This is a genomic window from Pseudomonas sp. NPDC077649 (assembly GCF_044542855.1).
In the GTDB taxonomy this organism is placed as follows: domain Bacteria; phylum Pseudomonadota; class Gammaproteobacteria; order Pseudomonadales; family Pseudomonadaceae; genus Aquipseudomonas.
This window is the reverse complement of the sequence record NZ_JBITVF010000007.1, coordinates 172,041-195,768: the sequence shown is the minus strand read 5'-3', so window position 1 is coordinate 195,768 and position 23,728 is coordinate 172,041. Positions and strand designations below refer to the sequence as shown.

The following is a 23,728-nucleotide window of genomic DNA, read 5'->3' as shown; positions in this document are numbered from 1 at the left end:
CCCGCGACGGTCTGCTCAGGTGGCCGCCAAGCTTGGCGGGCCACAAAAAATGCCGGGAGCAATTTTGACGTCGCTCCGCGACGGCCCCTTGGGTTGCCGCCAGGGTTGGCAGGCAACAAAAAAGGCGCGGCAGTATAGCGCGCCGGTCGCACAGGGCACAGCCGCCGAAGGTCGATGCTGCTAGCTGTGGGCGGTTATCGGCGCGCTAGGCAATTTGTGATCACGGGGGTAGAGTAACGGCCAGATGCCAGTATGGGATGGAGCCCATGAGCCCAACCAGCCACCGGGTAACGCAACGCAGCCTGCAGAGCCTGCTGCTCAAGCGCTTCGCCATGGCCTTCGCCACCTACGCGATGATGGCGCTGGTGTGCTGGTTCGCCGTTCTCGCCGGCCTGTTTCGCGGTTCCCTGGCCACGGCTGTCGGGCTGACTCTGGGCATATTTGCCAGTCAGCTGGTGCTGCTCTGGCTGTTTCTGTCCGGGCGCAACCTGCGTTTCGAAGACCCCAGCCTGACCGAGGTGCAGGTGCTCCTGGCGCTGGCCTGGCAGCCGCTGCTGTTGGCCTTCTTCGACAGCGCGCGTGGCAGCCTGCTGGTGTTCTACGTGCTGATCCTGCTGTTCGGCGTGTTCCAGTTGCCGCCGCGGGTGTTCGCGCGCTGCGCGGCGTTCGCCTTCTTCGGTTTCGCCGGCATGATCCTGATCCAGGCTTACCGCGAGCAGCTCGGCGATCCTAGCCTGGCGCTGCTGCAAGTCGGCGTGCTGTTCATCCTGCTGGTCTGGCTGTGCCTGTTCACCGGCTATGTGCAGGCCATGCGCCAACGCATGCGTCAGCGCCGCTTCGCCCTGCAGGCGCACCAGGACACCCTGCGTGGCATGATGCGCCAGCTCGAGGACCTGGTGGCCACCGACGAGCTGACCGGGCTGTTCAACCGCCGGCATTTCCTCCGTCTGGCCGGCCGCGAGCTGCAGCATCTCGGCGCCGGTCGTCAGCACGGCCTGGCGCTGATCGATCTGGACCACTTCAAGCGCATCAACGACGCCCATGGCCACGCCGCCGGCGACCGCGTGCTGCAGACTTTCGCCGCGGTGGCGCGCGCCTGCCTGCGCGACGGCGACGTCATCGCCCGCTACGGCGGCGAGGAATTCGTCCTGCTGCTGCCCAATACCGATGCCGACCAGTTCACCGCCTGCTGCGAACGCCTGCGCGAAGCCTTCGCCCAGGCTGAACCGGTGGGGATAAAGGTGGATAATCTCAGCCTGTCCGCCGGCATGACCCTGCTCGCCGCCGGCGACGACCTCGAGGAGGCCTTGCAGCGCGCCGACCAGGCGCTGTACCAGGCCAAACGCGGCGGCCGCAATCGCTGCGATGCCAGCTGGGAGAGAGCGGGTGCCTGAATTGCGCGTTGGCGCCAAATTATTGCAGGTGGCCGAACAGGCCAATCTGCTCGATGCCCTGCTGGCCGGCGGCATCAAAGTGCCCTACAGCTGCCGCGCCGGCAGCTGCCGCGCCTGCCTGGTGCGCTGCCTGGCCGGCGAACCGCTGGATCTGCAGCCCGAGGCGCTGGCCGCCGACAAGCGCGCCGAGGGCTGGCGCCTGGCCTGCCAGTGTCAGGTCGGCGGCGATCTGCAGGTCGAACCCTTCGACCCGCAGCGCGACGGCCTGGCCGCCAGGGTGGTCGGCCTCGACTGGCTGAGCCCCAGCGTGCTGCGCTTGCGCCTGCAACCCGAGCGACGGCTGCGCTACCAGGCCGGCCAGCACCTGCTGCTGTGGAGCGCAGACGGCGTGGCGCGGCCCTATTCCCTGGCCAGCCTGCCGGGCGAGGACGCCTGGCTGGAATTCCATCTCGACTGCCGCCAGCCCGGCGCCTTCTGCGACGCCGCGCGACGCCTGCAGCTCGGTGACGACCTGCGCCTGGGCGAGTTGCGCGGCGGCGCGCTGCACTACGATCCCGATTGGCAGGCGCGGCCGCTCTGGCTGCTGGCCGCCGGTACCGGCCTGGCGCCGCTCTACGGCGTGCTGCGCGAGGCGCTGCGCCAGGAGCATCGCGGCGCCATCCGCCTGCTGCATGCGGCCCATGAGCCGGCCGAGCACTACCTGGCCGGCGAGCTGCAGGCGCTGGCTGCCGAGCATGCGCAGCTGCAGATCGAGCTGGTGACGGCGGCGCAGTTGCCGGCTGCTTTGGCCGAACTGCGGCTTGTTTCGCGGCAGACCCTCGCCTTACTCTGCGGCCATCCCACGACGGTCGACAGCTTCGCGCGGCGCCTCTATATGGCCGGTTTGCCGCGTAGCCAGATGTTTGCCGACCTGTTTCTAACCCGTATGTAGGATGCGCGGGGCCATCCAGGCTGGGCACACTGGCGCCGATCACAGCGGGCCTCCGGTGCGCGGCTCAGACGGATCCATGCGCCTACGACCTCGGAGCATCTATGAGCGAATTCCTGCAAATCGAGCGCGACGGTGCGCTGTTGACCCTGCGCATGCAGCGCCCGGACAAGAAGAACGCGCTGACCCGCGCCATGTACGCCGGCATGGCTGAAATCCTGTACGAGGCCGACCGCGACCGCTCGGTGCGCGCCGTGCTGCTCACCGGCGGCGAGCAGTGCTTCACCAGCGGCAACGACGTCGCCGACTTCATCCAGGCGCCGCCGAGCGGGCTGAACAGCGAGGTGTTCCAGTTCATGCGTGCGCTGTTCGAATTCAGCAAGCCGGTGGTGGCGGCGGTGGCGGGGCCGGCGGTGGGCATCGGCACCACCTTGCTGCTGCACTGCGACCTGGTCTACGTCAGCCGCGACGCGCAGCTGAAGATGCCCTTCGTCAACCTCGGTCTGTGCCCGGAGTACGGCTCCAGCCTGATCCTGCCGCGTCTGCTCGGCCACGCCCGCGCCGCCGAACTGCTGCTGCTCGGCGAGAGCTTCAGCGGCGAGCAGGCGGCGGCCTGGGGCATCGCCAACCAGGCGCTGGACGACGGCGCGGCGACCCTGGCCAAGGCACGCGAGATGGCGCTGCGCTTTCTCGACCTGGCGCCCGCGGCGCTGGCCGACAGCAAGCGCCTGATGCGCGCACCGGATCGCGAGCAATTGCGCCGGGTGATCGAGGAGGAGGGCGCACTGTTCGGCCAACGCCTGCGCTCGCCCGAGGCCATCGAGGCGCTGTCGGCCTTTATGCAGCGCAGAAAGCCGGATTTCTCCAGGTTCGCGTAGGGGGTGGCGTCGCGCGCACCGCCGCTAAAGCGCCTCCCACAGAAAAGCAAAAGGCCGCTCGTTCGAGCGGCCTTTTGCGTTCAGCTGTGCCTTAAACCAGCGGATCGCCGACATGCAGGATCTTCATGGTGTTGGTGCCGCCGGTGCCGTGGTAGCTGTCGCCCTTGGTCAGGATCACCCAGTCGCCGGGCTCGACCACGCCGCGCTTGAGCAGCTCGTCCACCGCCGCCTGGCTGACCTTGTTGGCCGGCAGTGCGGCCGGGTCGAAGGGCACGGTGTAGACGCCGCGGAACAGCGCCACGCGGGCCTGCGCCTCGCGGTGCGGGGTGAAGGCGAAGATCGGGATCGACGAGCGGATGCGCGACATGATCAGCGGGCTGTAGCCGCTTTCGGTCAGGCTGATGATGGCCTTGACGCCCGGGAAGTGGTTGGCGGTGTACATGGTGGCCAGGGCCACGCTCTCGTCGCAGCGCTCGAAGGTGCGGCCGATGCGGTGGCTGGACTTCTGGCTGGTCGGGTGCTTTTCCGCGCCGAGGCAGACGCGGGCCATGGCTTCGACCGCTTCCACCGGGTATTCGCCGGCGGCGCTCTCGGCCGACAGCATCACCGCGTCGGTGTAGTCCAGCGCGGCGTTGGCTACGTCGGAGACCTCGGCGCGGGTCGGCATCGGGCTGTGGATCATCGACTCCATCATCTGGGTGGCGGTGATCACCGCTTTGTTCAGGCGGCGGGCGTGGGCGATGATCTTCTTCTGGATGCCGACCAGCTCGGCATCGCCGATCTCCACGGCGAGGTCGCCGCGAGCCACCATCACCGCATCGCTGGCGCGGATCAGGCCGTCCAGCGTCTCGTCGTCGGCCACCGCTTCGGCGCGCTCGATCTTGGCCACCAGCCAGGCCGTGCCGCCGGCCTCGGTGAGCAGGCGGCGGGCATATGCCATGTCGGCGGCGTCGCGCGGGAAGGACACGGCGAGGTAGTCCAGGTCCATTTCGGCGGCCAGCTTGATGTCGACCTTGTCCTTCTCGGTCAGCGCCGGCGCGGTGAGGCCGCCGCCACGGCGGTTGATGCCCTTGTTGTCCGACAGCGGGCCGCCAATCAGCACGCGGCAGTGCAGCTCGTCGGCGCCCTTGAGCTCGACGCGCATGACCACCCGGCCGTCGTCCAGCAGCAGCTCGTCGCCAACGTCGCAGTCCTGGATCAGCGCCGGGTAGTCGATGCCGACCACGTCCTGGGTGCCGGCCGTGCGCGAGTGGCTGGAGGACAGGCGGAACAGGTCGCCTTCCTTGAGCTCGATGCGCTTGTTCTCGAACTTGGCGATGCGGATCTTCGGCCCCTGCAGGTCGCCGAGCAGCGCCACGTGCCGGCCGTGCTTGGCCGCCAGGTCGCGCACCAGCTGGGCGCGGGCCTTGTGGTCGTCGGGCGTGCCGTGGGAGAAGTTCAGGCGGGCCACGTCGAGGCCGGCGAGAATCAGCTGCTCGAGCACTTCCGGCGAGTTGCTGGCCGGGCCCAGGGTGGCGACGATTTTGGTGCGGCGAAAGGTCATGCGCGGACTCCCTAATGGAATGTGCCGGCGAGGCTACTACGGCGATTCGCTGTAGTCATTGTTCCGTTGCACTACGTGACGAATCCGCCTTGAGCACCAGCAGGTCGCACTCCACGGCCTCCAGCACCCGCTCCGCGGTGTGGCCGATCAGGGCAGTGTCGAGTTGGCCGCGGGCGATGGCGCCCATCAGCAGCAGGTCGATATTGTGCTCGCGCACGAAACGAGGCAGCACTTCCTCGGTGAAACCTTCCAGCAGGTGGGTGTCGGGCAGGGCGATGGGGTACTGGCCGAGCAGCTGCTCGAAGGCCTCGCGGTGGCTTTTCGCGCTGTCGCGCACATAGTTGTCGTAGTCGGCGACCATCGCCGCATCGAACACCAGGGTGCGCGGCAGCGGCGCGTGGCAGTGCAGGTAGTGGGCCTGCAGGGCGAAGCGCTGGCTCAGCTCCATGGCCGTGCGGATCAGCTGGTGATCCAGGGCCGCCGGCTTGTCGGCACTGTGCAGCGGATCGAGGGCGGCGCACAGGCTGCGCCCCTGCCACTCGGCGTGGTGCACCAGCCACAGCGGCACCGGGCAATGGCGGATCAGCTGCCAGCAGCTGTCGGTCAGCAGCAGGCGGCGCAGCAGGCTGTTGTGCGCAGCGGACTTGAGCACCAGGTCCGGCTGCAGTTCGGCGACCTTGGCCAGCACCTCCTTGTCCAGGCGTTTGCCCCAGCGGATGTCCACCTGCACCTCGAGACCGCCGCTGCGCAGCGGCGCGATGCGTTGCTCCAGCCATTGGCCGTGCTGCTCCAGCAGCGCGGCGCGGCCTTTGGCCTGGATCGCACTGTCGAACAGGCGGCCGTCGAGGCCGGCGTGATAGTCCACCAGCAGCAGGTGCAGCTGCGCCGGGTTGTGCCGGGCCAGCCAGGCGGCGCGTTGCAGCGCCGGCTGGCTGTCGCGGTTGGGGTCGATGACCACCAGCAGTCGTTGCAGTTTCATGGTCTGTACCTCGCGAGGGTGACCCGGGCATTGCAGCGCGCCTTGCAGGCGCCTGTCTTGATATGGGTCAGCTTAGTCCCAGGAGGTGAACGAAGGGCGGGCGCCGCTCAGCGCACGGCCGGATTCAGCACCATGTCCAGGTGGCGGGCGGCCTTGGCGCTGAGCTCGCCGTCCGGGTACTGCACCAGCAGGCGGCGCAGGTAGGCGATGGCCTTGGCGCGGTCGGCGTCGGGGTTGTCCGCCGCCATGTGCATCAGCGCCAGCTGGTACAGCGCCTTTTCCTTGATCCCGGCCGGCACGTGCGGGTCGGCCAGGCCCAGCAGGTAGAGCTCCTCGGCCTCGGCGACGCGGCCCTTGAGCACGGCACGGCGCGACAGCAGGGTCATGTCCGGATCGAGGCTGCTCTGGTACAGGTCGAGGTTCTGGCTCGGCTGCCAGTGCGCCAGCAGCTCGCGCGAGGTCTTGTGCAGCGGCTCCTCGCTGCGCTGGCGGATCAGCGTGATGCGTTGCTCGGCCCGGCCGGCGGCCCGGCTGGCGGGAAACTCGTTGAGCACCCGGTAGAAGTAGTTGAGCGCCTTGGCGTCGTCGCGCTGCTCGTTGAAGCGGTTCATGTAGATCAGGCCGATCTGGTACAGGGCGATGGCGCGCACCTCGCCGCTCAGCTGGCGGTCGCGGTAGCCGTCCAGGTACAGGGCCTCGGCCTTGTCGCTGTGGGCGTCGCGGATGGCCATGGCGCTGTAGGTGAGCAGGTCGCCTTCCTCTTCGATGGCGGCGGTCATGCGCTTGGTCTTCAGCGCCTTGTACTCGACCACCTCGTTGGTGGTGACCTGGGCGATAAACAGCGGCGTCGTGGGGGCACAGGCGCTCAGCAGCGCGGCGAGGGCGATAAATGGGATCAGGCGAGTGCGCGGCATGCGGGCTCCTTGGCCGGAGTCGGCCGATGCGCCGCAGTCTAGTCAGCCGCCCGCCCAGCGCCAAGGCGGGCGCGGCACAACCCATCGGAGGTTTGCGGCGGTTCAGTTTTCCCGGCGCCAGTCGATACACTGCTCAGCGGAGGAATTGCCCATGCGAACCCTGATCATCCTGACCCTGGCGCTGGTCGCCACGGGCTGCACCCGTTGGTCGCTCGACCATCACCTGAACAACGCCTATCGCGCCTACGAGGATGGCGACTGCGCCTGCGTCGCCCTGGAGCTGTCGAAGGCCGAACGCAAGAGCCGTTCGCGCGGCTACCTGCAGCCGGAAATCTCGCTGCTGCGCGGCCAGTGCCTGGAGCGCGAGAACCTGTTCGTCGACGCGGCGCAGACCTACCAGTTCATCATCAGCCGCTACCCGACCAGCGAGTACGCCTACCGCGCTCGCGCGCGTCTGCAGACCCTGGAGCAGCTCGGCCACCACAACCCGGCGGAGCCGGCCAAGGCTACGCCGGCGCCATTGTGAGCCGATCGTCAGCCATTTGCGCCGGCTGCGCGGCGGTTTAAGCTGGGCCACCTGTTCACGGAGGATCAGCATGCGCAGCCTGCTGCTTGTCGCCCTGTTGCTGCCGGCCCTGGCCGCAGCGGAAATCTATCGCTGGACCGATGCCCAGGGCCGCGTGCATTTCGGCCAGCGCCCGGGCGCCGGCGCCGAGCCGGTGGAGGTCAAGCCTCAGGTGGTCGAACGCGACGAACACACCCGCGAGCGCGAGGCGCGCAGCCAGCGCTTCTTCGATGCCCGCCGCGAGGAGCAACAGCAGGCCGCCGCCGCCGCGGCCGAACAGCGCGAGGCGCGCGCCGCCGAGTGCCGCGACCTGCGCCGGCGCCTGGCGCAGATTCCGGAAGGCTTCAGCTACTACCGCACGGACGCCAATGGCGAGCGCATTTATTACAGTGATGAAGAGACCGACACCGCTCGTCGCCAGCTGCGCACGCGCATCGCCGAGCGCTGTGGCTGAGGCTGGTTAAGCGGCGGCTTCGGGGCCATACTCAAAGCCCCTTGTAGCGATTCGCCAGCATGCGCAGCCAACGTCGAATCGAACGCCATCAGTTGCCCTATTACCTGAAGGTGTTCAACCGCATCACCGACAAGCCGATGGGCTCCATCGGCAATGTCTCACTGGACGGCCTGATGCTGATCAGCCAGCTGCCGATGCTGGTGGGTGCGCGCTTCGACATGCGTCTGAAGATCCCCGGCCAGCACGGCCAGCACTTCGTCGACTTCTCCGCCACCTGCCAGTGGTGCCGCGAGGACGTCACCCCCGGCAGCTACGACTCCGGCTTCGCCCTGGTGGCGCCGCCGGCCGACTACGTCGAGATGGTCGACGCCCTGCGCTACTACTTCAGTTTCCACAGCCTGGCCGCCTCGGCCTGAGCGCGGGCTCAGGGCCGCGAGTTGAGCCGCAACATCAGCCGACTCTGCTCGCTGAGCTCGCCGAAGAACCGGCGATAGAGCGCCTCGCCGTCGCCGGAACGGTTCAGCCGGCTGAGCGCAGTATCCACCAGCAGGCGGAAGTCCTCGTCGTCGCGGGCCAGCGGCATGGCCACCGCTTCCACTTCGAACAGGCGCTCCGGCACCCACAGCTGTGCGCCCTGCGGATGCTGGGCCTGGTAGTTGAGCAGCACCAGACGGTCGGCGAAGAAGGCGTCGACCCGGCGGCTGACCACCTGCTCGACGCCCTCTCGATTGCTGTCGACCTCGACCAGCTCGGATTGCAGGCCGAGCTGGCGAATGCGCGTGCGCGCCCAGTCGACGCTGACCGTGCCCTCGAGCACGGCGAAGCGGTGGCGGTTCAGGCCCTGATTGATGGTGGCGCGCCAGGTCGGGCCGCTGTGCGCCGCCTCGCCCTTGAGCGGCAGCAGTAGCGTCGCCGGAGCGTCCTGACGCACCACCACGCCCAGGCCGGCGGTGAAGATCGGCAGGGAGAAGCTGACCTGGCGGCGCCGTTCCAGGCTCTCCACCACGGGCGCGCAGAGGATATCGACGCGTCCGGCGGCCACCGCGTCGAGCATGTCGCCGGTGGTCAGCGGCTGGTAGCGCAGCTGCAGGTGGGGCATGGCCAGCTGTTCCTGTACCTGACTGGCGACGCGGCGGCACAGCTCGATGGCATAGCCGTCGGCCTGCCGGGCGTCGCCGTCGGAGAAGGGTGGGTTGCCGGGCACGAAGCCCAGTACCAGCTGGCCGCTGTCGCGGATGCGCTCCAGGGTGGCGGCGTTGGCAATGGCAGGCAGCCAGGCGCAGAGGAGCAGCAGCCGGGCCAGGTAGGGAATGGGCATGCCGGTTCTCCTAGGGGCGTCCAAGGCTGTCGAGGGCACCGACGAAGCGCTTGGCGATGGCGCCGAACAGCAGGTAGCCGACCACCATCACCAGCGCCGCGCCGAACACCGCATCCAGGCCCGAGGCGTACAGGGCATAGAAGCAGTAGAGCATGGCCACCAGCAGGATCAGGCTGTTGCGGCGGAATACCTGGGGCGTCACCCGGGCCTTGTGCATGATCACCAACAGTCCGGTCAGGGAGGTGACGTAGGGGATGATGTTGGTCACCGCGGCCAGACCCACCAGCTTGTTGAACTGGGCGCTGGCGTTGGGCGAGATGGTCGACAGCGCGATCAGGCTTTGCAGCACGCCGCAGAACAGCAGGCCCAGCAGCGGTGCCTCGCGCGAGCTGACCCGGGTGAACAGCTTGGGGAACATGCCCTGTTCGGCGGTGACCTTGGCCGTCTGCGCCAGGGTGAACTGCCAGCCGAGCAGGGAGCCGAGGCAGGCCATCACCGCCAGGGCCATGATGACGTCGCCGACGCCGTCGTTGAACATGCGCGCGTAGACCAGGGCGAAGGGCGCGCTGGAGTTGGCCAGCTCCGGGTTGGGGATGATGCCCTGGATCACACTGGTCGACAGCACGTAGACCACCGCGGCGCCGAGGGTGCCGAGCAGGCAGGCCAGCGGCACGTTGCGCTTGGGATTGTCCACCGCATCGGAGTTCTGCGCCGCCGACTCCATGCCGAGAAAGGCCCAGAGGGTCAGCGGGATGCTCTGTGCGATGGCATCGCCGACGGCCAGGTCGTTGGGGTTCCAGGCCTCGCGGAACAGGCTGGGCTGGAACCAGAACCAGCCGATCAGGCCGAGGCCGGCCACCGGGATGATCACCCCCCACACGGTCACGGCGCCGAGGCGCCCGGTGAGGCTGGGGCCGCCGAGGTTGGCCAGGATGGTCAGCCAGATCAGGCCGACGGTGCCGAGCACCAGGGCGCCGGCGCTGCTGCCCAGCCAGGGGAAGAAAGGCGTGAGGTAGCCGACCGCGGAAATGCCGATGGCCACGTTGCCGATAACCAGCGACAGGAAGTACAGGTAGGAGCAGAGGAAGAACGCGGACTTGCCGTGGGCTTCCTCGCTATAGGCCGACATGCCGCCGGGCCGCGGGCAGTAGATGCCGCATTGGGCGAAGCCGTAGGCGATGGCCATGGAGCCGACCGCCGTGACCACCCAGGACAGCAGCGACACCGCGCCGAGCTGGGCCATGCTCGAGGGCAGCATGATGATGCCGGAGCCCATCATGTTGACCGCCACCAGGGTGGTCAGGCCGGTCAGGCCCATCTTCTTGCTGGCGTCGGCCATGGCCTGATCCTCGCGCTACGCGTGGGTGGAGGGATACGAGCGGCGGGCGCAGGGTCAGCAGCCGTCCTTGTCCAAGTGGTCGAAGTCCACCGGGTCGCCGGGGTTGACGTTGAGCTTCTTGCGGATGTCCGCGAACATCGCGTCGTACTCGCCGTGGCTGCGCATGATCGGGCTGGCGTTGGGCGGCAGTCCCAGTTTCACTGCAGCCTTGGCCAGGCGGCTGGCGAAGTTGAAGGCGGTGTCGCGGTGCATGTCGAACTCTTCGGCGACGCTGCGGCCGGCGACCTGGCCGGACAGCTTGAAGTGCAACAGCACACCCTCCTTGGGGTCGTGGCGCACGTCGTAGTAGACGTCGATGTCGTAATCGGGGACGCCCGGCATGCCGGGTTGTTTCTTGCGGTTGAGGTGGCCGGGTTCGAACATGATGGACTCCTCTGTGTCATGGCGCGGCGCCTGTGCCAGGCGTCGCCGGGTGGGTTGCGGGCGTCAGTGGAACGGGAAGATGTAGTTCATCCAGGCCGCCATGCGCAGGAGCACCTTGCGCAGGATCGCCACATGGGGGAAGTGCTCGGAGTAGAGCGCCGCCTGGCCGTAGGCGCCGCCCGGTATCAGCTCCTTGTAGGGCTCGAAGGCCGGGTCGATGATTTCCAGCACCACCGGCACGCGTCCGGCCGGCATGGCGCCGGTCACGCCCACCAGATTGCCGCCAGGCTGCACCTGGCCCTCGGCAATCACCGGTTGCACCTGCTTGACCCGCGCCTGGAACACCTGGCCGGGCAGGCCGTCGAGGGCGATCTCGGCGGAATCGCCCAGGGTCAGGCGCAGCTGGCTGTTCTGGCGCATCCAGGCCACGTAGAAATACTCTTCCTGGGGAATGAAGATCGCCGACGGACGCAGCGGCATCTTCACCGCATAGACCCCGGGGCGCAGCACCACCTGGGTCACGTAGCCACGTGACGGCGCCCGCACCACCGTGTTGTCCAGCTCGAACTGGGCGATATTGAGTTGCGCCTGCAGATCGTCCACGCGCGCCGTGGTGATGTCCAGATCGCGCCGATTGCCCAGGTTGCGCTTGACCAGCTCGCTGGCGCGGAACTGGTCACCCTTGGCCGAAACCAGCTGAGCCTTGATCGAGCGCACGCGGTTCTCGAAGGGGGTGGGGTCGATGCGGAAGATCACGTCGCCCTTTTCCAGCAACTGGTTGCCACGCACCGGTACCTCTATCACCTGTCCGCTCACCGCCGGCACTATGGGGGTACTGACGAAGTAGCTGCGCGAGACCTCGGAATAGGGGTGGTTGTAGTTCATCAGGAAAATCAGCGTGCCGATCAGCACGATGCCGCCCAGTACCGCGGTGGGCACCGTCCACTTGTTCAGCGGGATCTTGAAGATCTTGAAGATGGCGACGCAGATGGCGGTGTAGGTGAGTATCAGCAGCAGGTCCATGGCTCAGTCCCTCGCCTCCAATGGTGCTTCGGCGGGTGGCTGTTCCAGCGCATCCAGACGGGCCTGGAGCGCTGCCACCTGCTGTTCCAGCTGTTGCAGGCGCGCCGTATCCGCCTTGGCCGTGGTGGCGAAGCCCCAGCCGCGATCCTCGCGGTAGAGCGTCGCCCAGATCCACAGGAAGGGCCAGATCGCATGCAGGGTGAACAGGCTGACCCAGCCCGCCACATGAATGGCGTCCTGCTGGGGGTGGTTGCGATGCACCGCGATCTCGTAGGGAATATCGTGGATCGCGATGACGCCGTAGAACAGCACCACGGCGGCGAAGATCAGTACGCCCAGGGCGAAGTAGTCCAGCATGTTGCCTCCCTAATGCGGCTGTTCTGCGTACGGCACCGCTCGGACGATCCGCAGCGGTGCCGGCAGACTAGTTCTCAACGCTTGGCCTTGAGCTGCTCGACGGACTGGCGCATGTCGTTGGCCCAGACATCGATCACCGGCTTGACGTTGTCGAGGCTGATCACCTGCTCGTCGTTCTCCAGGTCCAGGCCGCTGCCCTTGCGTACCACCTGGGCGACGACGCGGCTGTTCTGCGCGTCGATGACCGCGGCCTCGACGGCGATCTCCACCTGCTGGTCGCGGGTGCCGGCCGCGGTGCTGGCGGCGGCCACCACCAGGGCGATGGGAATGACTTCGTAGGGCTTGAGGCCTTCGGTCGAGGCCGAGACCGCGGTGATGGCCGGGCGCAACACCAGGGTGCCGGCGGTGGGCGAGTCGCTGAGCGGCATGACCTTGCTCAGCTCGCGGCGCAGCGCGGTATCGAAGTAGCGAGTGATGCCGTGCAGGGTCTCCTGGGACAGACGGGCGCTGGGTTGCGGCTGCGGGTAGAACTGGCTGGGTTCCAGAAAGAGCTGGTTGTAGCGGGCGATCTGCAGATCCGGGTCGATCCAGCGCGCCACTTTGGCGCCGGACGGCGATTGCTGCTCGCTCAGGCGGCTGTAGTCCTGCAAGAAACCCGAATACTGCTCGGGGGCCACCAGGGTGCTGCTGCAACCGGCAGTGCTCAGAACGGCCGCCAACAGCGACAAACCAAGGAGTCTTTGCATGCTATTTCCCTTCGTGGAGTCATTCGTGCGTTCGTGGTGTTCGCTGCGTTGGCAGAAGGCCGAACAAGCGAAAGTGTAGGCGGGAAATATCCAGTTACACGGGCCGGTCGAAAGATCGTGCGGGGCGCTGCAGAACGTTGCGCGGTTTGCCGCTCAGGCGCCGCTCAATGCAACGCCGGCGCACTGTCCAGCTTGCGCAGGCGCTGGCTCAGCTGCAGGCGCAGGGCGGCGTCGTCGCACAGCAGCAGGGCGCGTTCGAGGTCGTAGCGTTCGCCCTGTGGACAGGCCAGATTGCGGTAGATGTCGGAGCGCGCCAGATGGTCGACCATGCTCGCGGGACCTATCTGCAGCACCCGTTCGGCGTCCTTGAGGGCGGCCAGGTCGTCGTCCTGCTGCAGGTGCAACAGGCGCAGGTTGCGCGACAGGCGCTGCAGCATGGCGCGGGCGTCGGCGCTGTGCAGGTGCGTGGCGCTGAGCGCGACATCCGGGCCTAGCTGGCGGTAGAGCAGTTCGCGGCAGTCGCGGGTGTACAGGCGGCGACCGCCGCAGGGGTCGAGCAGGTGATCGGCGCCGGGCACGCGCAACAGGAAATGTCCGGGGAAGTTCACCCCCTGCAGGGGGATGTCCAGGCGCCGAGCCAGCTCCAGGGCGATCAGCGCCAGCAGCAGCGGTTGTCCGCGGCGCCGGCGCAGCACCTCGTGGAGCAGCGCATGGCGGGGGCGGGTGACGCCTTCGTCGTCTTCCTGAAAGTCCAATTCGGCGAGCCGGCGCAACAGCGGCTGGGCCAGTTCGCGCGCCGGCAGGGCGGGTAGTCCGGCGCTGACCTGCAGCTGCAGGCCGTGCAGTTCGCCGAGCACCTGCGCCGGCTGCACTTGCCCATCGTGTTCGGCGGCGATCCACAGCGCCGCCTCGAACGGTTCGGGCGGATCGCGCTCCAGGCACAGCAGGCAGGCTTGGCGTGGGCTCATCGCTTTCTCCGGTGACTCCTGCTCTTGTAGCCCTTCGGCCGATCCGCGTCCAGTCTCCGCCCAGCCACCTATACTGAGGCCTAAAGTCAGACCGGGAGCTCGCCCATGTTCAGCATGATGGAAGCCGCCCGCCTCGAGGCCCTGCACCTGGCGCAGGATCCGGCCACTGGCCTCAAGGCCGTCATCGCCATCCACAACACTCGTCTCGGCCCGGCCCTCGGCGGCTGCCGCTACCTGGCCTATCCCGACGAACAGAGCGCCATCCGCGACGCCATTCGCCTGGCCCAGGGCATGAGCTACAAGGCCGCCCTGGCCGGCATCGCCCACGGCGGCGGCAAGGCGGTGATCATCCGTCCGCCCCACGTGGCCAACCGCGCGGCGCTGTTCGAGGCCTTCGGCCGCTTTATCGAGACGCTGAACGGGCGCTATATCACCGCCATGGACAGTGGCACCTCCAGCGTCGACATGGATTGCATCGCCCAGCACACCCGCCATGCCACCAGCACCACCAGCGAGGGCGATCCCTCGCCGCATACGGCGCTGGGGGTGTTCGCCGGGATTCGCGCCACTGCCCAGGCGCGCCTTGGCAGCGACGATCTGGAGGGGCTGCGCATCGCCATCCAGGGCCTCGGCAACGTCGGTTTCGCCCTGGCCGAGGAACTGCATGCGGCCGGCGCCGAGCTGCTGGTCAGCGACCTCGACCCCGGCCGGGTGCAGCTGGCGGTGGAGCAGCTCGGCGCCCATCCGGTGGCCAGCGAGGCGCTGCTCACCACCCCCTGCGACATCCTCGCGCCCTGCGGCCTGGGGGGCGTGCTCAACGGCCAGACCGTCGGCCAGCTGCGCTGCGCGGCGGTGGCCGGGGCGGCCAACAACCAGCTGGCCAACCCGGAGATCGCCGACGAGCTGGAGGCACGCGGCATCCTCTACGCGCCGGACTACGTGCTCAACGCCGGTGGGCTGATCTACGTCGCGCTGCGCCATCGCGGCGAGGAGCTGGCGGCGATCACCGCCCATCTGGCGCAGATCAGCCTGCGTCTGACCGAGATCTACGCCCATGCCCAGGCCGACAAGCGCTCCCCGGCGCGGGTCGCCGACAGCCTGGCCGAACGCTTGCTTTACGGGCCCTGATGGCCCGCTGCGCGCGCCACGCCCACCCGCGTGGCGGCGCATCCGGCCCCAGGCCACCAGCCCGGGGCCAGCAAGGTGTCCACAAGATGCCGAGGAGACTGCCATGTCCGAACAGCCGAAACTGCCGCATACCCGCTACCTTGCCGCTGACGGCACGCCCTGCGCCGAGCTGCCGGCCTGGAGCGACGACTTCGAACTCTTGATCCGCTTGTACCGGCAGATGCTGCTGACCCGCCTGTTCGACCAGAAGGCGGTGGCCCTGCAGCGCACCGGGCGCATCGGCACCTACGCGCCGACCATCGGCCAGGAGGCCATAGGCGTGGCCATCGGCGCGACCATGCGCGCCGACGACGTGCTGGTGCCTTATTACCGCGACACCGCGGTGCAGGTGATGCGCGGTGTGCGCATGGAGGAGATCCTGCTCTACTGGGGCGGCGACGAGCGCGGCAGCGCCTATGTCGACCCGGCGGTGGCCGAGGACTTCCCGCTCTGCGTGCCGATCGCCACCCAGGCCCTGCACGCCTGCGGCGTGGCCAGCGCGTTCAAGATCCGCGGCCAGCACCGCGTCGCCGTCACCACCTGCGGCGACGGCGCCACCAGCAAGGGCGATTTTCTCGAGGCGCTCAACGTCGCCGGCGCCTGGCAGCTGCCGGTGGTGTTCGTGGTCAACAACAACCAGTGGGCCATCTCGGTGCCGCGGCGCATCCAGTGCGGCGCGCCGACCCTGGCGCAGAAGGCGATCGGCGCCGGCTTCCCCGGCGAGCAGGTCGACGGCAACGACGTGCTGGCGGTGTACGACCGGGTGCAGGCGGCGCTGGAGCGGGCGCGCCAGGGCAAGGGGCCGACCCTGATCGAGTGCCTCAGCTACCGCCTGGGCGACCACACCACCGCCGACGACGCCACCCGCTATCGCCCGGCCGAAGAGGTCAAGCAGGCCTGGCGCGAGGAGCCGGTGGCGCGCCTGCAGGCCTTTCTGGTCAGCCATGGCGTGTGGAATGCGCAGCGCGAGCAGGCCCTGGTCGGCGAGTGCCAGGCCGAGGTGCAGCGCGCGGTGGAGGCCTTCGAGGCGACGCTCATGCCGCCGGCCGAGGCGGCGCTCGAGCATGTCTACGGCCAATGGCCGCAGGCCCTGGCCGAGCAGCGCGAATGGCTGCGCGAGCGCGCTGCGCGGCGGGAGGAGAGCGGCCATGAATGACAAACCAGCTATGAGCGAGAAGAAAGTCAGCCTGTTGGAGGCGGTCAACCTGGCCCTGCACCGGGCCATGGCCGAGGATGAGAACGTGGTGCTGCTGGGCGAGGACATCGGCGTCAACGGTGGGGTGTTCCGCGCCACCGCCGGGCTGCGCGAGGCGTTCGGCTTCAAGCGGGTGATCGACACCCCCCTGGCCGAGACCATGATCGCCGGGCTCGGCGTCGGCATGGCCGCGCAGGGGCTCAAGCCGGTGCTGGAGATCCAGTTCATGGGCTTCATCTATCCGGCCCTGGATCACCTGATCTGCCACGCCAGCCGGATGCGCAACCGCACCCGCGGCCGCCTCAGCTGCCCGCTGGTGTTGCGCACGCCGATGGGCGCCGGGATTCGCGCGCCGGAGCACCACAGCGAGAGCACCGAGGCGCTGCTGGCGCATATCCCCGGCCTGCGCGTGGTCATGCCGTCTTCGCCGGCGCGCGCCTACGGCCTGCTGCTGGCCGCCATCGACGACCCCGACCCGGTGGTGTTCCTCGAACCCACCCGGTTGTACCGGATGAACCCGCAACCCTTGGCCGACGATGGCAAGCGCCTGCCGCTGGACAGTTGCTTTACCCTGCGCGAAGGCAGCGACCTGACCCTGATCAGCTGGGGTGCGAGCGTGCACGAGACGCTGCAGGCCGCCGACCGGCTGGCCGAGCGTGGCATCGCGGCCGAGGTGATCGACGTCGCCTGCGTCAAGCCGCTGGACCTCGACACCCTGGAGGCCTCGGTGCGCAAGACCGGGCGCTGCGTGATCGTCCACGAGGCGCCGAAGAGCTGCGCGGTCGGCGCGGAAATCGCCGCCAGCCTGTACGAGCGTGCGCTGCTCGACCTGCAGGCGCCGATCCAGCGGGTCGCTGCGCCGGATATTCCGCCGCCGCTGTATCGCCTGGAGCAGCTGTATATCCCTGGCGTCGAGGACATCCTCGCCGCCTGCGAGACGGTGTTGAACTATGCCTAGGGGCTGCCCTCTCCCCAGCCCTCTCCCATTAATGGGAGAGGGGGCCGGCCGCGACGTGGATTCTGGCGCGTGCGTCTTTTGCTCCCCTCTCCCGCATGCGGGAGAGGGGCCGGGGGAGAGGGTCTAGACGAGCAGAAGACCCAAGGAGCACCACGATGAAATATTTCAAACTGCCCGACCTGGGCGAGGGCCTGCAGGAAGCCGAGATCGTCGAGTGGCACGTCAAGGCCGGCGACCAGGTCAAGGCCGACCAGTTGCTGGTGTCGGTGGAAACCGCCAAGGCCATAGTCGATATCCCTGCGCCCTATGACGGGGTGCTGGTCAAGACCTTCGGCAGGGAGGGCGACATCCTGCATGTCGGCGAGCCGCTGGCTGCCTACGAGGGTGAAGCCGACGCCGGCACGGTGGTCGGGCGCCTGGAGGGCGGTGGCGAGGCCGGCGCGGACAGCTTTTTCGTCGGTGCCGCGCCGAGCACCCGCGAACACCTGGCGCCGCGCGCCACGCCGGCGGTGCGCCAGCTGGCGCGCCAGCTCGGCGTCGACCTGGCCACCGTGCCGGGCAGCGGCGCCGACGGCCTGATCACCCGCGCCGACGTCGAGGGCGCCAGCCAGGGCGCGCGCGAGCGTTTCGGCGGCGAGAAATTGCGCGGCGTGCGGCGCAGCATGGCGCTGAACATGGCGCGCGCGCATGCCGAGGTGGTGCCGGTGGTGATAGTCGGCGACGCCGACCTGCATCGCTGGCGCGAGGCGCGCGACCCGTTGGTGCGCATCGCCCAGGCCATCGCGGTGGCCTGCGCGGCGGAGCCGGTGCTTAACAGCTGGTTCGACGGCAAGGGTTTGTCGATCAGGCGCCATGCCCAGCTCGACCTGGGGATAGCCGTGGATACCCCCGACGGCCTGTTCGTGCCGGTGCTGCGCAATGTCGGCGCGCGCAGTGCCGAGGATCTGAAAGAGGGCGTCGCGCGCCTGCGCGCCGACGTGCGCGCACGCTCCATTCCGCCGCAGGAGATGATGGGCGCGACCCTGACCCTGTCCAACTTCGGCACCCTGTTCGGCCGCTACGCCAACCCGGTGGTGGTGCCGCCGCAGGTGGCGATCATCGGCGCCGGCGGCATCCGCGACGAGCCGGTGGCGGTCGATGGTCAGGTGGTGGTGCACCCGATCCTGCCGCTGTCGCTGACCTTCGACCACCGCGCGGTCACCGGCGGCGAGGCAGCGCGCTTTCTCAAGGCGCTGGTCGAGGCGCTGCAGCAGCCGGATTGAACTCAAGCGCCGTCGAACTCACCCCGATAGCACACCGGCGAGCTCGGTGTGCCATGGCGCTCCAGCTCGTCCTCGAGAAACTCCGCCAGCACCCGGGCGTTGTTGTGCGCCTCGTCGCGGGCGGCATAGAGCAGGGTCAGGGGGCCGTCTGCGGCCCAGTGCAGCAGCTGTTGCCAGTGCTCGGGATGGCCGGCCAGTTCCTGCAGATAGGCGCGGCGAAAATCCGCGAAGGCGCCGATCTTATGACCGAAGGCCTTGCGCAGTGCGCTGGTGGGCGCCACCTGCGGCAGCCAGGCGTCCAGCTGCAGCTTTTCCTTGGCCAGGCCGCGCGGCCACAGGCGGTCGACCAGCACGCGGCGGCCGTCGCCCGCGGCGGCGCCGAGATAAACCCGTTTGCACTGGATCATGCTGTGCCTCCTCGCTCAGAGCCTAGCCCATGACCCTGCGGCAATCCTGCACTTGGCGCCGCGGCGCCGCTGGATTAGCGTGGCGGGCGAGGAGGCATGCCATGGACTACTTCATCATCGTCGTCACCACGGCCGCCGGGCTGTACTTCCACTGGTGGCTGTATCGGTGCATCCGCCGGTGGAGCGACCGCGACCTGGCGCTGTCGCTGGCCGCAGGCGACGCGCCGATGCGCCAGTACATGCTCGAGCAGCTGGCCCGGGCGCAGCGCGAAGGCGTGCGCCGGCGCGAACTGCCGGCCTGGCTGGAACGCGCCGCGGCGCAGTACCGGGCGAGCGATAGCGGCGGAGCGGCTTGATGCTATGAAAAAAGCCCCGCGTCCAGGGCGGACGGCGGGGCCAGGGGGATAGGGTCACTCGTCGGCGGCGTCGCTTTCCAGCTCGTCGAGGGCATCGGGCTGGCTCTTGAACGCCTTGGCGAAGACCTCGCGATTCTTCGCCATGAAGATGCCCAGCTCCTCGCCCTGTTCCTCGCTCAGCGACGGCACCGCCTTGTGCAGCACCTGGCTGAGGCGCTCGGCCAGTTCCAGCATCTTGTCGTGACGGTCGGCTTCGGCCTTATCCATAAACAAGCGCTCCGGATCGCGGCTGCTGCGGTACACCACTTCGACGGCCATTCATCACCTCGTCTGCCTTCATGCGTGTCGATCAGTTTTTAACTGGTTATTTGTACAGTGCTGGCGAGCATAAAGAACTCGCTGCCGTTTGGCCAGCATTGAATAGCTCGGCATTCGCGGTAAGTCATGTCTTGGCCCCCTCGGGGCCTGAAAGGGCCGTGCCGCGCGATAAGGCAGAGTGACAGTATTTTTCAAATGCAATATATTCGCATTCGCTCTTTACTGTCTCTCGGAACATTCCAGCGATGGCCCACTCCGCTTCGAACGACTCCCTCGCCACGCTCTATCGCGGCCATCACGGCTGGCTGCTCGGTTGGCTGCGGCAGCGCCTGGGCTGCCCGCAGCAGGCGGCCGATCTGGCCCAGGACGCCTTCGTGCGCCTGCTGCTGCAGCGCGAGGCACCAGCGGTACGCGAGCCGCGGGCCTTTCTCGCCACGGTGGCGCGCGGCCTGCTGATCGATCATTACCGTCGCGCCAGCCTGGAGCGTGCCTATCTGGAGGCGTTGGCGCAGTTGCCCGAACCGCAGGTGCCCTCGCCGGAAAGCCAGGCGCTGGTCATGGAAAGCCTGGTGGCCATCGACCGCCTGCTCGACGGACTCAGGCCGGCGGTGCGCGAAGCCTTCCTGCTGTCGCAACTGGACGGCCTGACCTACCCGCAGATCGCCGAACGCCTGGGCCTGTCGGTCAGTTCCGTCCAGCAGTACATGACCCAGGCCTTCGCCCATTGTTACCGGGTGGCTTACCCATGAGCGCGCTGGACGAGGTGGTGCAGCAGGCCATCGCCTGGCGCGTGCGGCTGTCCTCGGGAACCGCTACGGCGCAGGAGTGGCGGTTGTGCGCCGACTGGCGGGCGGCCGATCCGCAGCACGAGCAGGCCTGGCAGCGCCTGGAGCAACTGGGCCAGCCGTTTGCCGGGTTGTCCGCGCCGCTGGCTCGCCATGCGCTGGCCGGTGCGCAGGTGGATCGCCAGCGGCGGCGCAGCCTCAAGCAACTGGGCCTGTTCGGCACCCTGGTGGCCGCGGGGGTGCTGGGCCAGCACCTGCAGCCCTGGCAGCCGTTGCTGGCGCAACAGCGCACCGGCACCGGCGAACGCCGCCGCCTGCAATTGGCCGACGGCGGCACCCTGCACCTCAACAGCGATACCGCGCTGGATATCCACTATGGCGCCGAGCGCCGGCTGATCCAGCTGTACCAGGGCGAGATCCTGGTGCAGACCGCCGCTGATCCGCTCGGTCGACCGTTCCTGGTGAGTACCGAGCAGGGCCTGCTGCGCGCCCTCGGCACGCGCTTTCAGGTGCGTCAGCAGGCGGATACCTGCGAACTGTCGGTGTATCAGGGTACGGTCGAGGCACGGCCGTGGGGCGGCGTGACGCAGCGGGTCGAGGCCGGGCAGCGGGTAAGGCTGAGCGAAGGCGCGCTGCAAGCGCTGGGCGCCGCCGATGTCGACCGCGGGCGCTGGGCAGACGGCCTGCTGGTGGCCCACGACATGCCGCTGGCGGAGTTTCTCGCCGAGCTGGGGCGCCAGCGACCGGGTGTGCTGCGCTGCGCCCCGGAGGTGGCCGGGTTGCGCATCTCCGGGGTCTTCCCACTGGACGACGGCGACCGTGTACTGGCGATGCTGGCCCGCACTCTGCCGGTGCGGGTGGTCTATCGCACCCGTTTCTGGGTCAGTCTGCAGGCTGCATGAAAATAATTCGCAGATTCCTTTGCAGGTTTTTCGCGTTCGTCCGGCTTCCCAGGCAATCGTTACCTAACGCTATGCCGAAGGAGTCGTCATGCCCCGCGTTGTTCGTCGTCCCCAGCCCCTGGCGCGTGCCGTACGCGCCGCGCTGCTGAGTCTAAGCCTGCCGCTGGCGTTGTCGCCCGCGGCGCCTGTGGCCTGGGCCGCACAGTCCTACCAGATCGGTGCCGGCGGCCTGGAGGCGGCGCTGACCGAGTTCGCCCGCCAGTCCGGCGTGCTGCTCAGTTTCGACCCGGCGCTGACCCGCGGCCGCAGCAGTTCCGGTCTGCAGGGCGAATACGGGGTGGCGCAGGGCTTCGCCCAGCTGCTGGCCGGCAGCGGCCTGCGCGTGGTGGCGGACGGGCAGGGCGCCTATCGCCTGGAGCCGGCGCCGCGGGCGGCGTCCGGCAGTCTCGAGCTGCAGAGCCAGACCGTCACCGCCCAGCTTGCCGAGCGCGCCAATGGGCCGGTCGGCAGCTATGTCGCCACTCGTAGCGCCACCGCCACCAAGACCGACACGCCGCTGCTGGAAACCCCGCAGGCGATCAGCGTGATCAGTCGCGAGCAGATGGACGCGCGCGGCGTCACCACCCTCGAGGAGGCGCTGCGCTACACCCCGAGCATCAGCGTGCCCTACGGCTTCGACACCCGTTACGACTGGTTCAGCATCCGCGGTTTCGACGCCAAGACCCGGGTCTTCCGCGATGGCCTGGTGCAACCGGCCAGCACCTATGGCCTGCCGCGTCTGGACAGCTGGGCGCTGGAACGTATCGAGGTGCTGCGCGGCCCGGCCTCGGTGCTCTACGGCCAGGCCGAGCCGGGCGGCATCGTCAACCTGGTGAGCAAGCGGCCTAGCGAGACCGCGCACAACGAAGTGCGCGTGCGCGCCGGCAGCGACGACCTGGCGGAACTGGCCGGCGACTTCAGCGGGCCGCTGACGGACGACGGCAGGCTGCTCTACCGCGTGGTGATGCTCGGCAACGACGCCAATGCCCAGGTCGACAAGACCGGCATGCAGCGCCAGTTGCTGGCGCCGAGCCTGACCTGGCGCCCGAACGCCGACACCGAGCTGACCCTGCAGGCCGCCTACCAGAAGGACGAAGGGCGCTACGGCTTCAGCACGCACTTCTCGCCCTACCTGCGCGAGGCCTTCAATCTGCCCTACGACCGTGACGCCGACTTCTTCGATGGCGAGCCGGACTTCAACGACTTCCAGCGCAGCTACTATTCGGTCGGCTATCAGCTGTCGCACCGTCTCGACGACACCTGGACCCTGCGGCAGAACCTGCGCTACGACGACGTCGACCTCGACTACCGCTATATCAATGCCTACGCCGTGCTGCCGTCCGACGGTCGCACCCTGCTGCGCAACGCCGGCATTCAGGACGAGCACATGAGCGGCTGGGGCGTGGACAACCAGGCCGAGGCCAGCTTCGCCACCGGCAGCGTCCAGCACAGGTTGCTGCTCGGCCTCGACTGGCGCCGCAGCCGCTCCAACGAGGCGGCCTACTACGGCGCCGCGGTGCCGCCGCTGGACCTGCTCGACCCGCAGTACGGCCGGCCGGTGGCGCCGCCGGGGATCGACCGCAAGCAGAGCCTGCTGGTGCGCCAGACCGGCCTCTACCTGCAGGATCAGCTCGAGTTGGGCGAGCACTGGCGGCTGTTGCTCGGCGGCCGCTACGACTGGGCGGTGAACCAGACTGACGACGCCTTGCGCGCCGACAGCAGGGCCACCAGCGAGGCCTTCAGCGGCCGTGCCGGACTGGTCTACCTGTTCGACAACGGCCTGGCGCCCTATGTCAGCTACAGCGAGTCGTTCAACCCGGTCAGCGGCAGCGACAGCCTGAGCGGCAAGCCCTTCGACCCGGAGCGCGGCAAGCAGTACGAGGTCGGGGTGAAGTACCAGCCCGAGGGCGCGCGCAGCTTCGTCAGCCTGGCACTGTTCGACCTGACCAAGCAGGACTACGTGCTCAACGATTCCAGTAGCGATCCGGGGCGCAACCTGCGCCGTCAGGTGGGCGAGGTCAACTCGCGCGGCGTCGAGATCGAGGCGTTGGCCAGCCTGGCCGAAGGCCTGGACCTGACCGCCTTCTACAGCTACACCGACGCCTTCGTCAGCAAGAGCCCCAACCCCTGGGAGGAGGACAGCCGCCTGCCGCGCACGCCGCGCGACTCGGCCGGCGCCTGGCTCGACTACACCCAGCCGAGCGGTGCGCTCAAGGGCTTGGGCGGCGGCATCGGCGTGCGATACGTCGGCGAGAGCCGGCACACCGGGCGCAACGCCGCGCGGGCGTTCAACCCGGCCCTGGAGCCCATCGTCAGCGTCGAGTCCGAGGCCTACAGCCTGGTCGACGCCAGCCTGCACTACCAGCTGGACGGCATGCGCCTGGCGCTCAACGCCAGCAACCTGCTGGACAAGGAGTACGACACCTCCTGCAGCGAGGTGACCTGCTACTACGGCTACGGCCGCACCCTGACTGCCAGCGCCAGTTACAGCTGGTAAGTGGAAAAGGCCG

At 68.5% G+C, this 23,728-nt stretch carries 26 protein-coding genes; 14 read left to right on the top strand and 12 right to left on the bottom strand.

Features of this window, described 5'->3' with window-relative positions; translation table 11 throughout:
* The first annotated feature begins 266 nt into the window (after positions 1–266).
* The 3 genes from ACIGFL_RS20030 to ACIGFL_RS20020 all read left to right on the top strand — a co-directional run bounded on the left by ACIGFL_RS20030 (position 267) and on the right by ACIGFL_RS20020 (position 3,200).
* On the top strand, positions 267–1,394 hold the full coding sequence (locus ACIGFL_RS20030; protein ID WP_397498324.1) for a diguanylate cyclase domain-containing protein: 1,128 nt from the start codon (positions 267–269) through the stop codon (positions 1,392–1,394).
* The gene (locus ACIGFL_RS20025) at positions 1,387–2,325 is read left to right on the top strand and encodes an iron-sulfur-binding ferredoxin reductase (RefSeq protein WP_397498323.1); all 939 of its coding nucleotides are present in this window, start codon (positions 1,387–1,389) and stop codon (positions 2,323–2,325) included. Before ACIGFL_RS20030 ends, ACIGFL_RS20025 begins: the two co-directional genes overlap by 8 nt.
* 101 nt (positions 2,326–2,426) lie before the next feature.
* Positions 2,427–3,200, top strand: a complete 774-nt coding sequence (locus ACIGFL_RS20020) for an enoyl-CoA hydratase (RefSeq protein ID WP_397498322.1) — start codon at positions 2,427–2,429, stop codon at positions 3,198–3,200.
* Positions 3,201–3,291: 91 nt separating this feature from the next.
* Here the strand turns inward: ACIGFL_RS20020 and pyk are convergent, their stop codons facing one another.
* The 3 genes from pyk to ACIGFL_RS20005 form a co-directional block, all read right to left on the bottom strand.
* On the bottom strand, positions 3,292–4,743 hold the full coding sequence (gene pyk / locus ACIGFL_RS20015) for a pyruvate kinase (protein ID WP_397498321.1): 1,452 nt from the start codon (positions 4,741–4,743) through the stop codon (positions 3,292–3,294).
* Between the two features lie 55 nt (positions 4,744–4,798).
* Positions 4,799–5,722 carry a universal stress protein gene (locus ACIGFL_RS20010; RefSeq protein ID WP_397498320.1) on the bottom strand — a complete coding sequence of 308 codons (924 nt, stop codon included), beginning with the start codon at positions 5,720–5,722 and terminating at the stop codon, positions 4,799–4,801.
* A 107-nt stretch (positions 5,723–5,829) separates the two neighbouring features.
* Positions 5,830–6,636: a tetratricopeptide repeat protein gene (locus ACIGFL_RS20005; RefSeq protein ID WP_397498319.1), complete on the bottom strand. Its 807-nt coding sequence runs from the start codon at positions 6,634–6,636 to the stop codon at positions 5,830–5,832.
* 151 nt (positions 6,637–6,787) lie between these two features.
* Here ACIGFL_RS20005 and ACIGFL_RS20000 point away from each other — a divergent pair, with 151 nt between their 5' ends.
* The 3 genes from ACIGFL_RS20000 to ACIGFL_RS19990 all read left to right on the top strand — a co-directional run bounded on the left by ACIGFL_RS20000 (position 6,788) and on the right by ACIGFL_RS19990 (position 8,071).
* Positions 6,788–7,162, top strand: a complete 375-nt coding sequence (locus ACIGFL_RS20000) for a tol-pal system YbgF family protein (protein ID WP_021442408.1) — start codon at positions 6,788–6,790, stop codon at positions 7,160–7,162.
* A gap of 70 nt (positions 7,163–7,232) precedes the next feature.
* Positions 7,233–7,655 (top strand): DUF4124 domain-containing protein, encoded by a 423-nt coding sequence (locus ACIGFL_RS19995; protein WP_122108733.1) that lies wholly within the window; start codon positions 7,233–7,235, stop codon positions 7,653–7,655.
* Between the two features lie 59 nt (positions 7,656–7,714).
* On the top strand, positions 7,715–8,071 hold the full coding sequence (locus ACIGFL_RS19990) for a PilZ domain-containing protein (protein ID WP_021442481.1): 357 nt from the start codon (positions 7,715–7,717) through the stop codon (positions 8,069–8,071).
* 8 nt (positions 8,072–8,079) lie between these two features.
* Here ACIGFL_RS19990 and ACIGFL_RS19985 read toward each other — a convergent pair whose 3' ends face one another.
* The 7 genes from ACIGFL_RS19985 to ACIGFL_RS19955 all read right to left on the bottom strand — a co-directional run bounded on the left by ACIGFL_RS19985 (position 8,080) and on the right by ACIGFL_RS19955 (position 13,829).
* Complete coding sequence (locus ACIGFL_RS19985) at positions 8,080–8,973, bottom strand: amino acid ABC transporter substrate-binding protein (RefSeq protein WP_397498318.1); 894 nt, start codon at positions 8,971–8,973, stop codon at positions 8,080–8,082.
* 10 nt (positions 8,974–8,983) lie between these two features.
* Positions 8,984–10,312 carry a putrescine-ornithine antiporter gene (potE, locus tag ACIGFL_RS19980; protein ID WP_397498317.1) on the bottom strand — a complete coding sequence of 443 codons (1,329 nt, stop codon included), beginning with the start codon at positions 10,310–10,312 and terminating at the stop codon, positions 8,984–8,986.
* A gap of 54 nt (positions 10,313–10,366) precedes the next feature.
* Positions 10,367–10,735 carry a DUF5064 family protein gene (locus tag ACIGFL_RS19975; protein WP_397498316.1) on the bottom strand — a complete coding sequence of 123 codons (369 nt, stop codon included), beginning with the start codon at positions 10,733–10,735 and terminating at the stop codon, positions 10,367–10,369.
* Between the two features lie 63 nt (positions 10,736–10,798).
* Positions 10,799–11,758: an HlyD family secretion protein gene (locus ACIGFL_RS19970; RefSeq protein ID WP_397498315.1), complete on the bottom strand. Its 960-nt coding sequence runs from the start codon at positions 11,756–11,758 to the stop codon at positions 10,799–10,801.
* Between the two features lie 3 nt (positions 11,759–11,761).
* Positions 11,762–12,115 (bottom strand): DUF3302 domain-containing protein, encoded by a 354-nt coding sequence (locus ACIGFL_RS19965; RefSeq protein ID WP_397498314.1) that lies wholly within the window; start codon positions 12,113–12,115, stop codon positions 11,762–11,764.
* Positions 12,116–12,189: 74 nt separating this feature from the next.
* Positions 12,190–12,861, bottom strand: coding sequence for a DUF3313 domain-containing protein (locus tag ACIGFL_RS19960; protein ID WP_397498313.1), 672 nt, complete (start codon positions 12,859–12,861; stop codon positions 12,190–12,192).
* A 164-nt stretch (positions 12,862–13,025) separates the two neighbouring features.
* On the bottom strand, positions 13,026–13,829 hold the full coding sequence (locus ACIGFL_RS19955) for a SirB1 family protein (protein ID WP_397498312.1): 804 nt from the start codon (positions 13,827–13,829) through the stop codon (positions 13,026–13,028).
* A 105-nt stretch (positions 13,830–13,934) separates the two neighbouring features.
* Here ACIGFL_RS19955 and ACIGFL_RS19950 point away from each other — a divergent pair, with 105 nt between their 5' ends.
* The 4 genes from ACIGFL_RS19950 (at position 13,935) to ACIGFL_RS19935 (ending at position 18,411) form a co-directional block, all read left to right on the top strand.
* Positions 13,935–14,957, top strand: coding sequence for a Leu/Phe/Val dehydrogenase (locus ACIGFL_RS19950; protein ID WP_397498311.1), 1,023 nt, complete (start codon positions 13,935–13,937; stop codon positions 14,955–14,957).
* A gap of 103 nt (positions 14,958–15,060) precedes the next feature.
* Complete coding sequence (pdhA, locus tag ACIGFL_RS19945; RefSeq protein WP_397498310.1) at positions 15,061–16,152, top strand: pyruvate dehydrogenase (acetyl-transferring) E1 component subunit alpha; 1,092 nt, start codon at positions 15,061–15,063, stop codon at positions 16,150–16,152.
* 10 nt (positions 16,153–16,162) lie between these two features.
* Positions 16,163–17,149 (top strand): alpha-ketoacid dehydrogenase subunit beta, encoded by a 987-nt coding sequence (locus ACIGFL_RS19940; protein ID WP_397498393.1) that lies wholly within the window; start codon positions 16,163–16,165, stop codon positions 17,147–17,149.
* 155 nt (positions 17,150–17,304) lie between these two features.
* The gene (locus ACIGFL_RS19935) at positions 17,305–18,411 is read left to right on the top strand and encodes a dihydrolipoamide acetyltransferase family protein (RefSeq protein ID WP_397498309.1); all 1,107 of its coding nucleotides are present in this window, start codon (positions 17,305–17,307) and stop codon (positions 18,409–18,411) included.
* Between the two features lie 2 nt (positions 18,412–18,413).
* On the opposite strand, the gene ACIGFL_RS19930 is transcribed toward ACIGFL_RS19935, so the two are convergent.
* Positions 18,414–18,818, bottom strand: coding sequence for a DUF488 domain-containing protein (locus tag ACIGFL_RS19930; protein ID WP_397498308.1), 405 nt, complete (start codon positions 18,816–18,818; stop codon positions 18,414–18,416).
* 101 nt (positions 18,819–18,919) lie between these two features.
* On the opposite strand from ACIGFL_RS19930, the gene ACIGFL_RS19925 reads away from it, so the two are divergent.
* Positions 18,920–19,174: a hypothetical protein gene (locus tag ACIGFL_RS19925; RefSeq protein WP_397498307.1), complete on the top strand. Its 255-nt coding sequence runs from the start codon at positions 18,920–18,922 to the stop codon at positions 19,172–19,174.
* A 54-nt stretch (positions 19,175–19,228) separates the two neighbouring features.
* Here the strand turns inward: ACIGFL_RS19925 and ACIGFL_RS19920 are convergent, their stop codons facing one another.
* Positions 19,229–19,492: a YebG family protein gene (locus tag ACIGFL_RS19920; RefSeq protein ID WP_397498306.1), complete on the bottom strand. Its 264-nt coding sequence runs from the start codon at positions 19,490–19,492 to the stop codon at positions 19,229–19,231.
* A 245-nt stretch (positions 19,493–19,737) separates the two neighbouring features.
* Here ACIGFL_RS19920 and ACIGFL_RS19915 point away from each other — a divergent pair, with 245 nt between their 5' ends.
* The 3 genes from ACIGFL_RS19915 (at position 19,738) to ACIGFL_RS19905 (ending at position 23,715) form a co-directional block, all read left to right on the top strand.
* The gene (locus ACIGFL_RS19915; RefSeq protein WP_397498305.1) at positions 19,738–20,241 is read left to right on the top strand and encodes a sigma-70 family RNA polymerase sigma factor; all 504 of its coding nucleotides are present in this window, start codon (positions 19,738–19,740) and stop codon (positions 20,239–20,241) included.
* The gene (locus ACIGFL_RS19910; protein ID WP_397498304.1) at positions 20,238–21,179 is read left to right on the top strand and encodes a FecR domain-containing protein; all 942 of its coding nucleotides are present in this window, start codon (positions 20,238–20,240) and stop codon (positions 21,177–21,179) included. Before ACIGFL_RS19915 ends, ACIGFL_RS19910 begins: the two co-directional genes overlap by 4 nt.
* A gap of 88 nt (positions 21,180–21,267) precedes the next feature.
* Complete coding sequence (locus tag ACIGFL_RS19905; protein WP_397498303.1) at positions 21,268–23,715, top strand: TonB-dependent siderophore receptor; 2,448 nt, start codon at positions 21,268–21,270, stop codon at positions 23,713–23,715.
* The last annotated feature ends 13 nt before the right edge of the window (positions 23,716–23,728 follow it).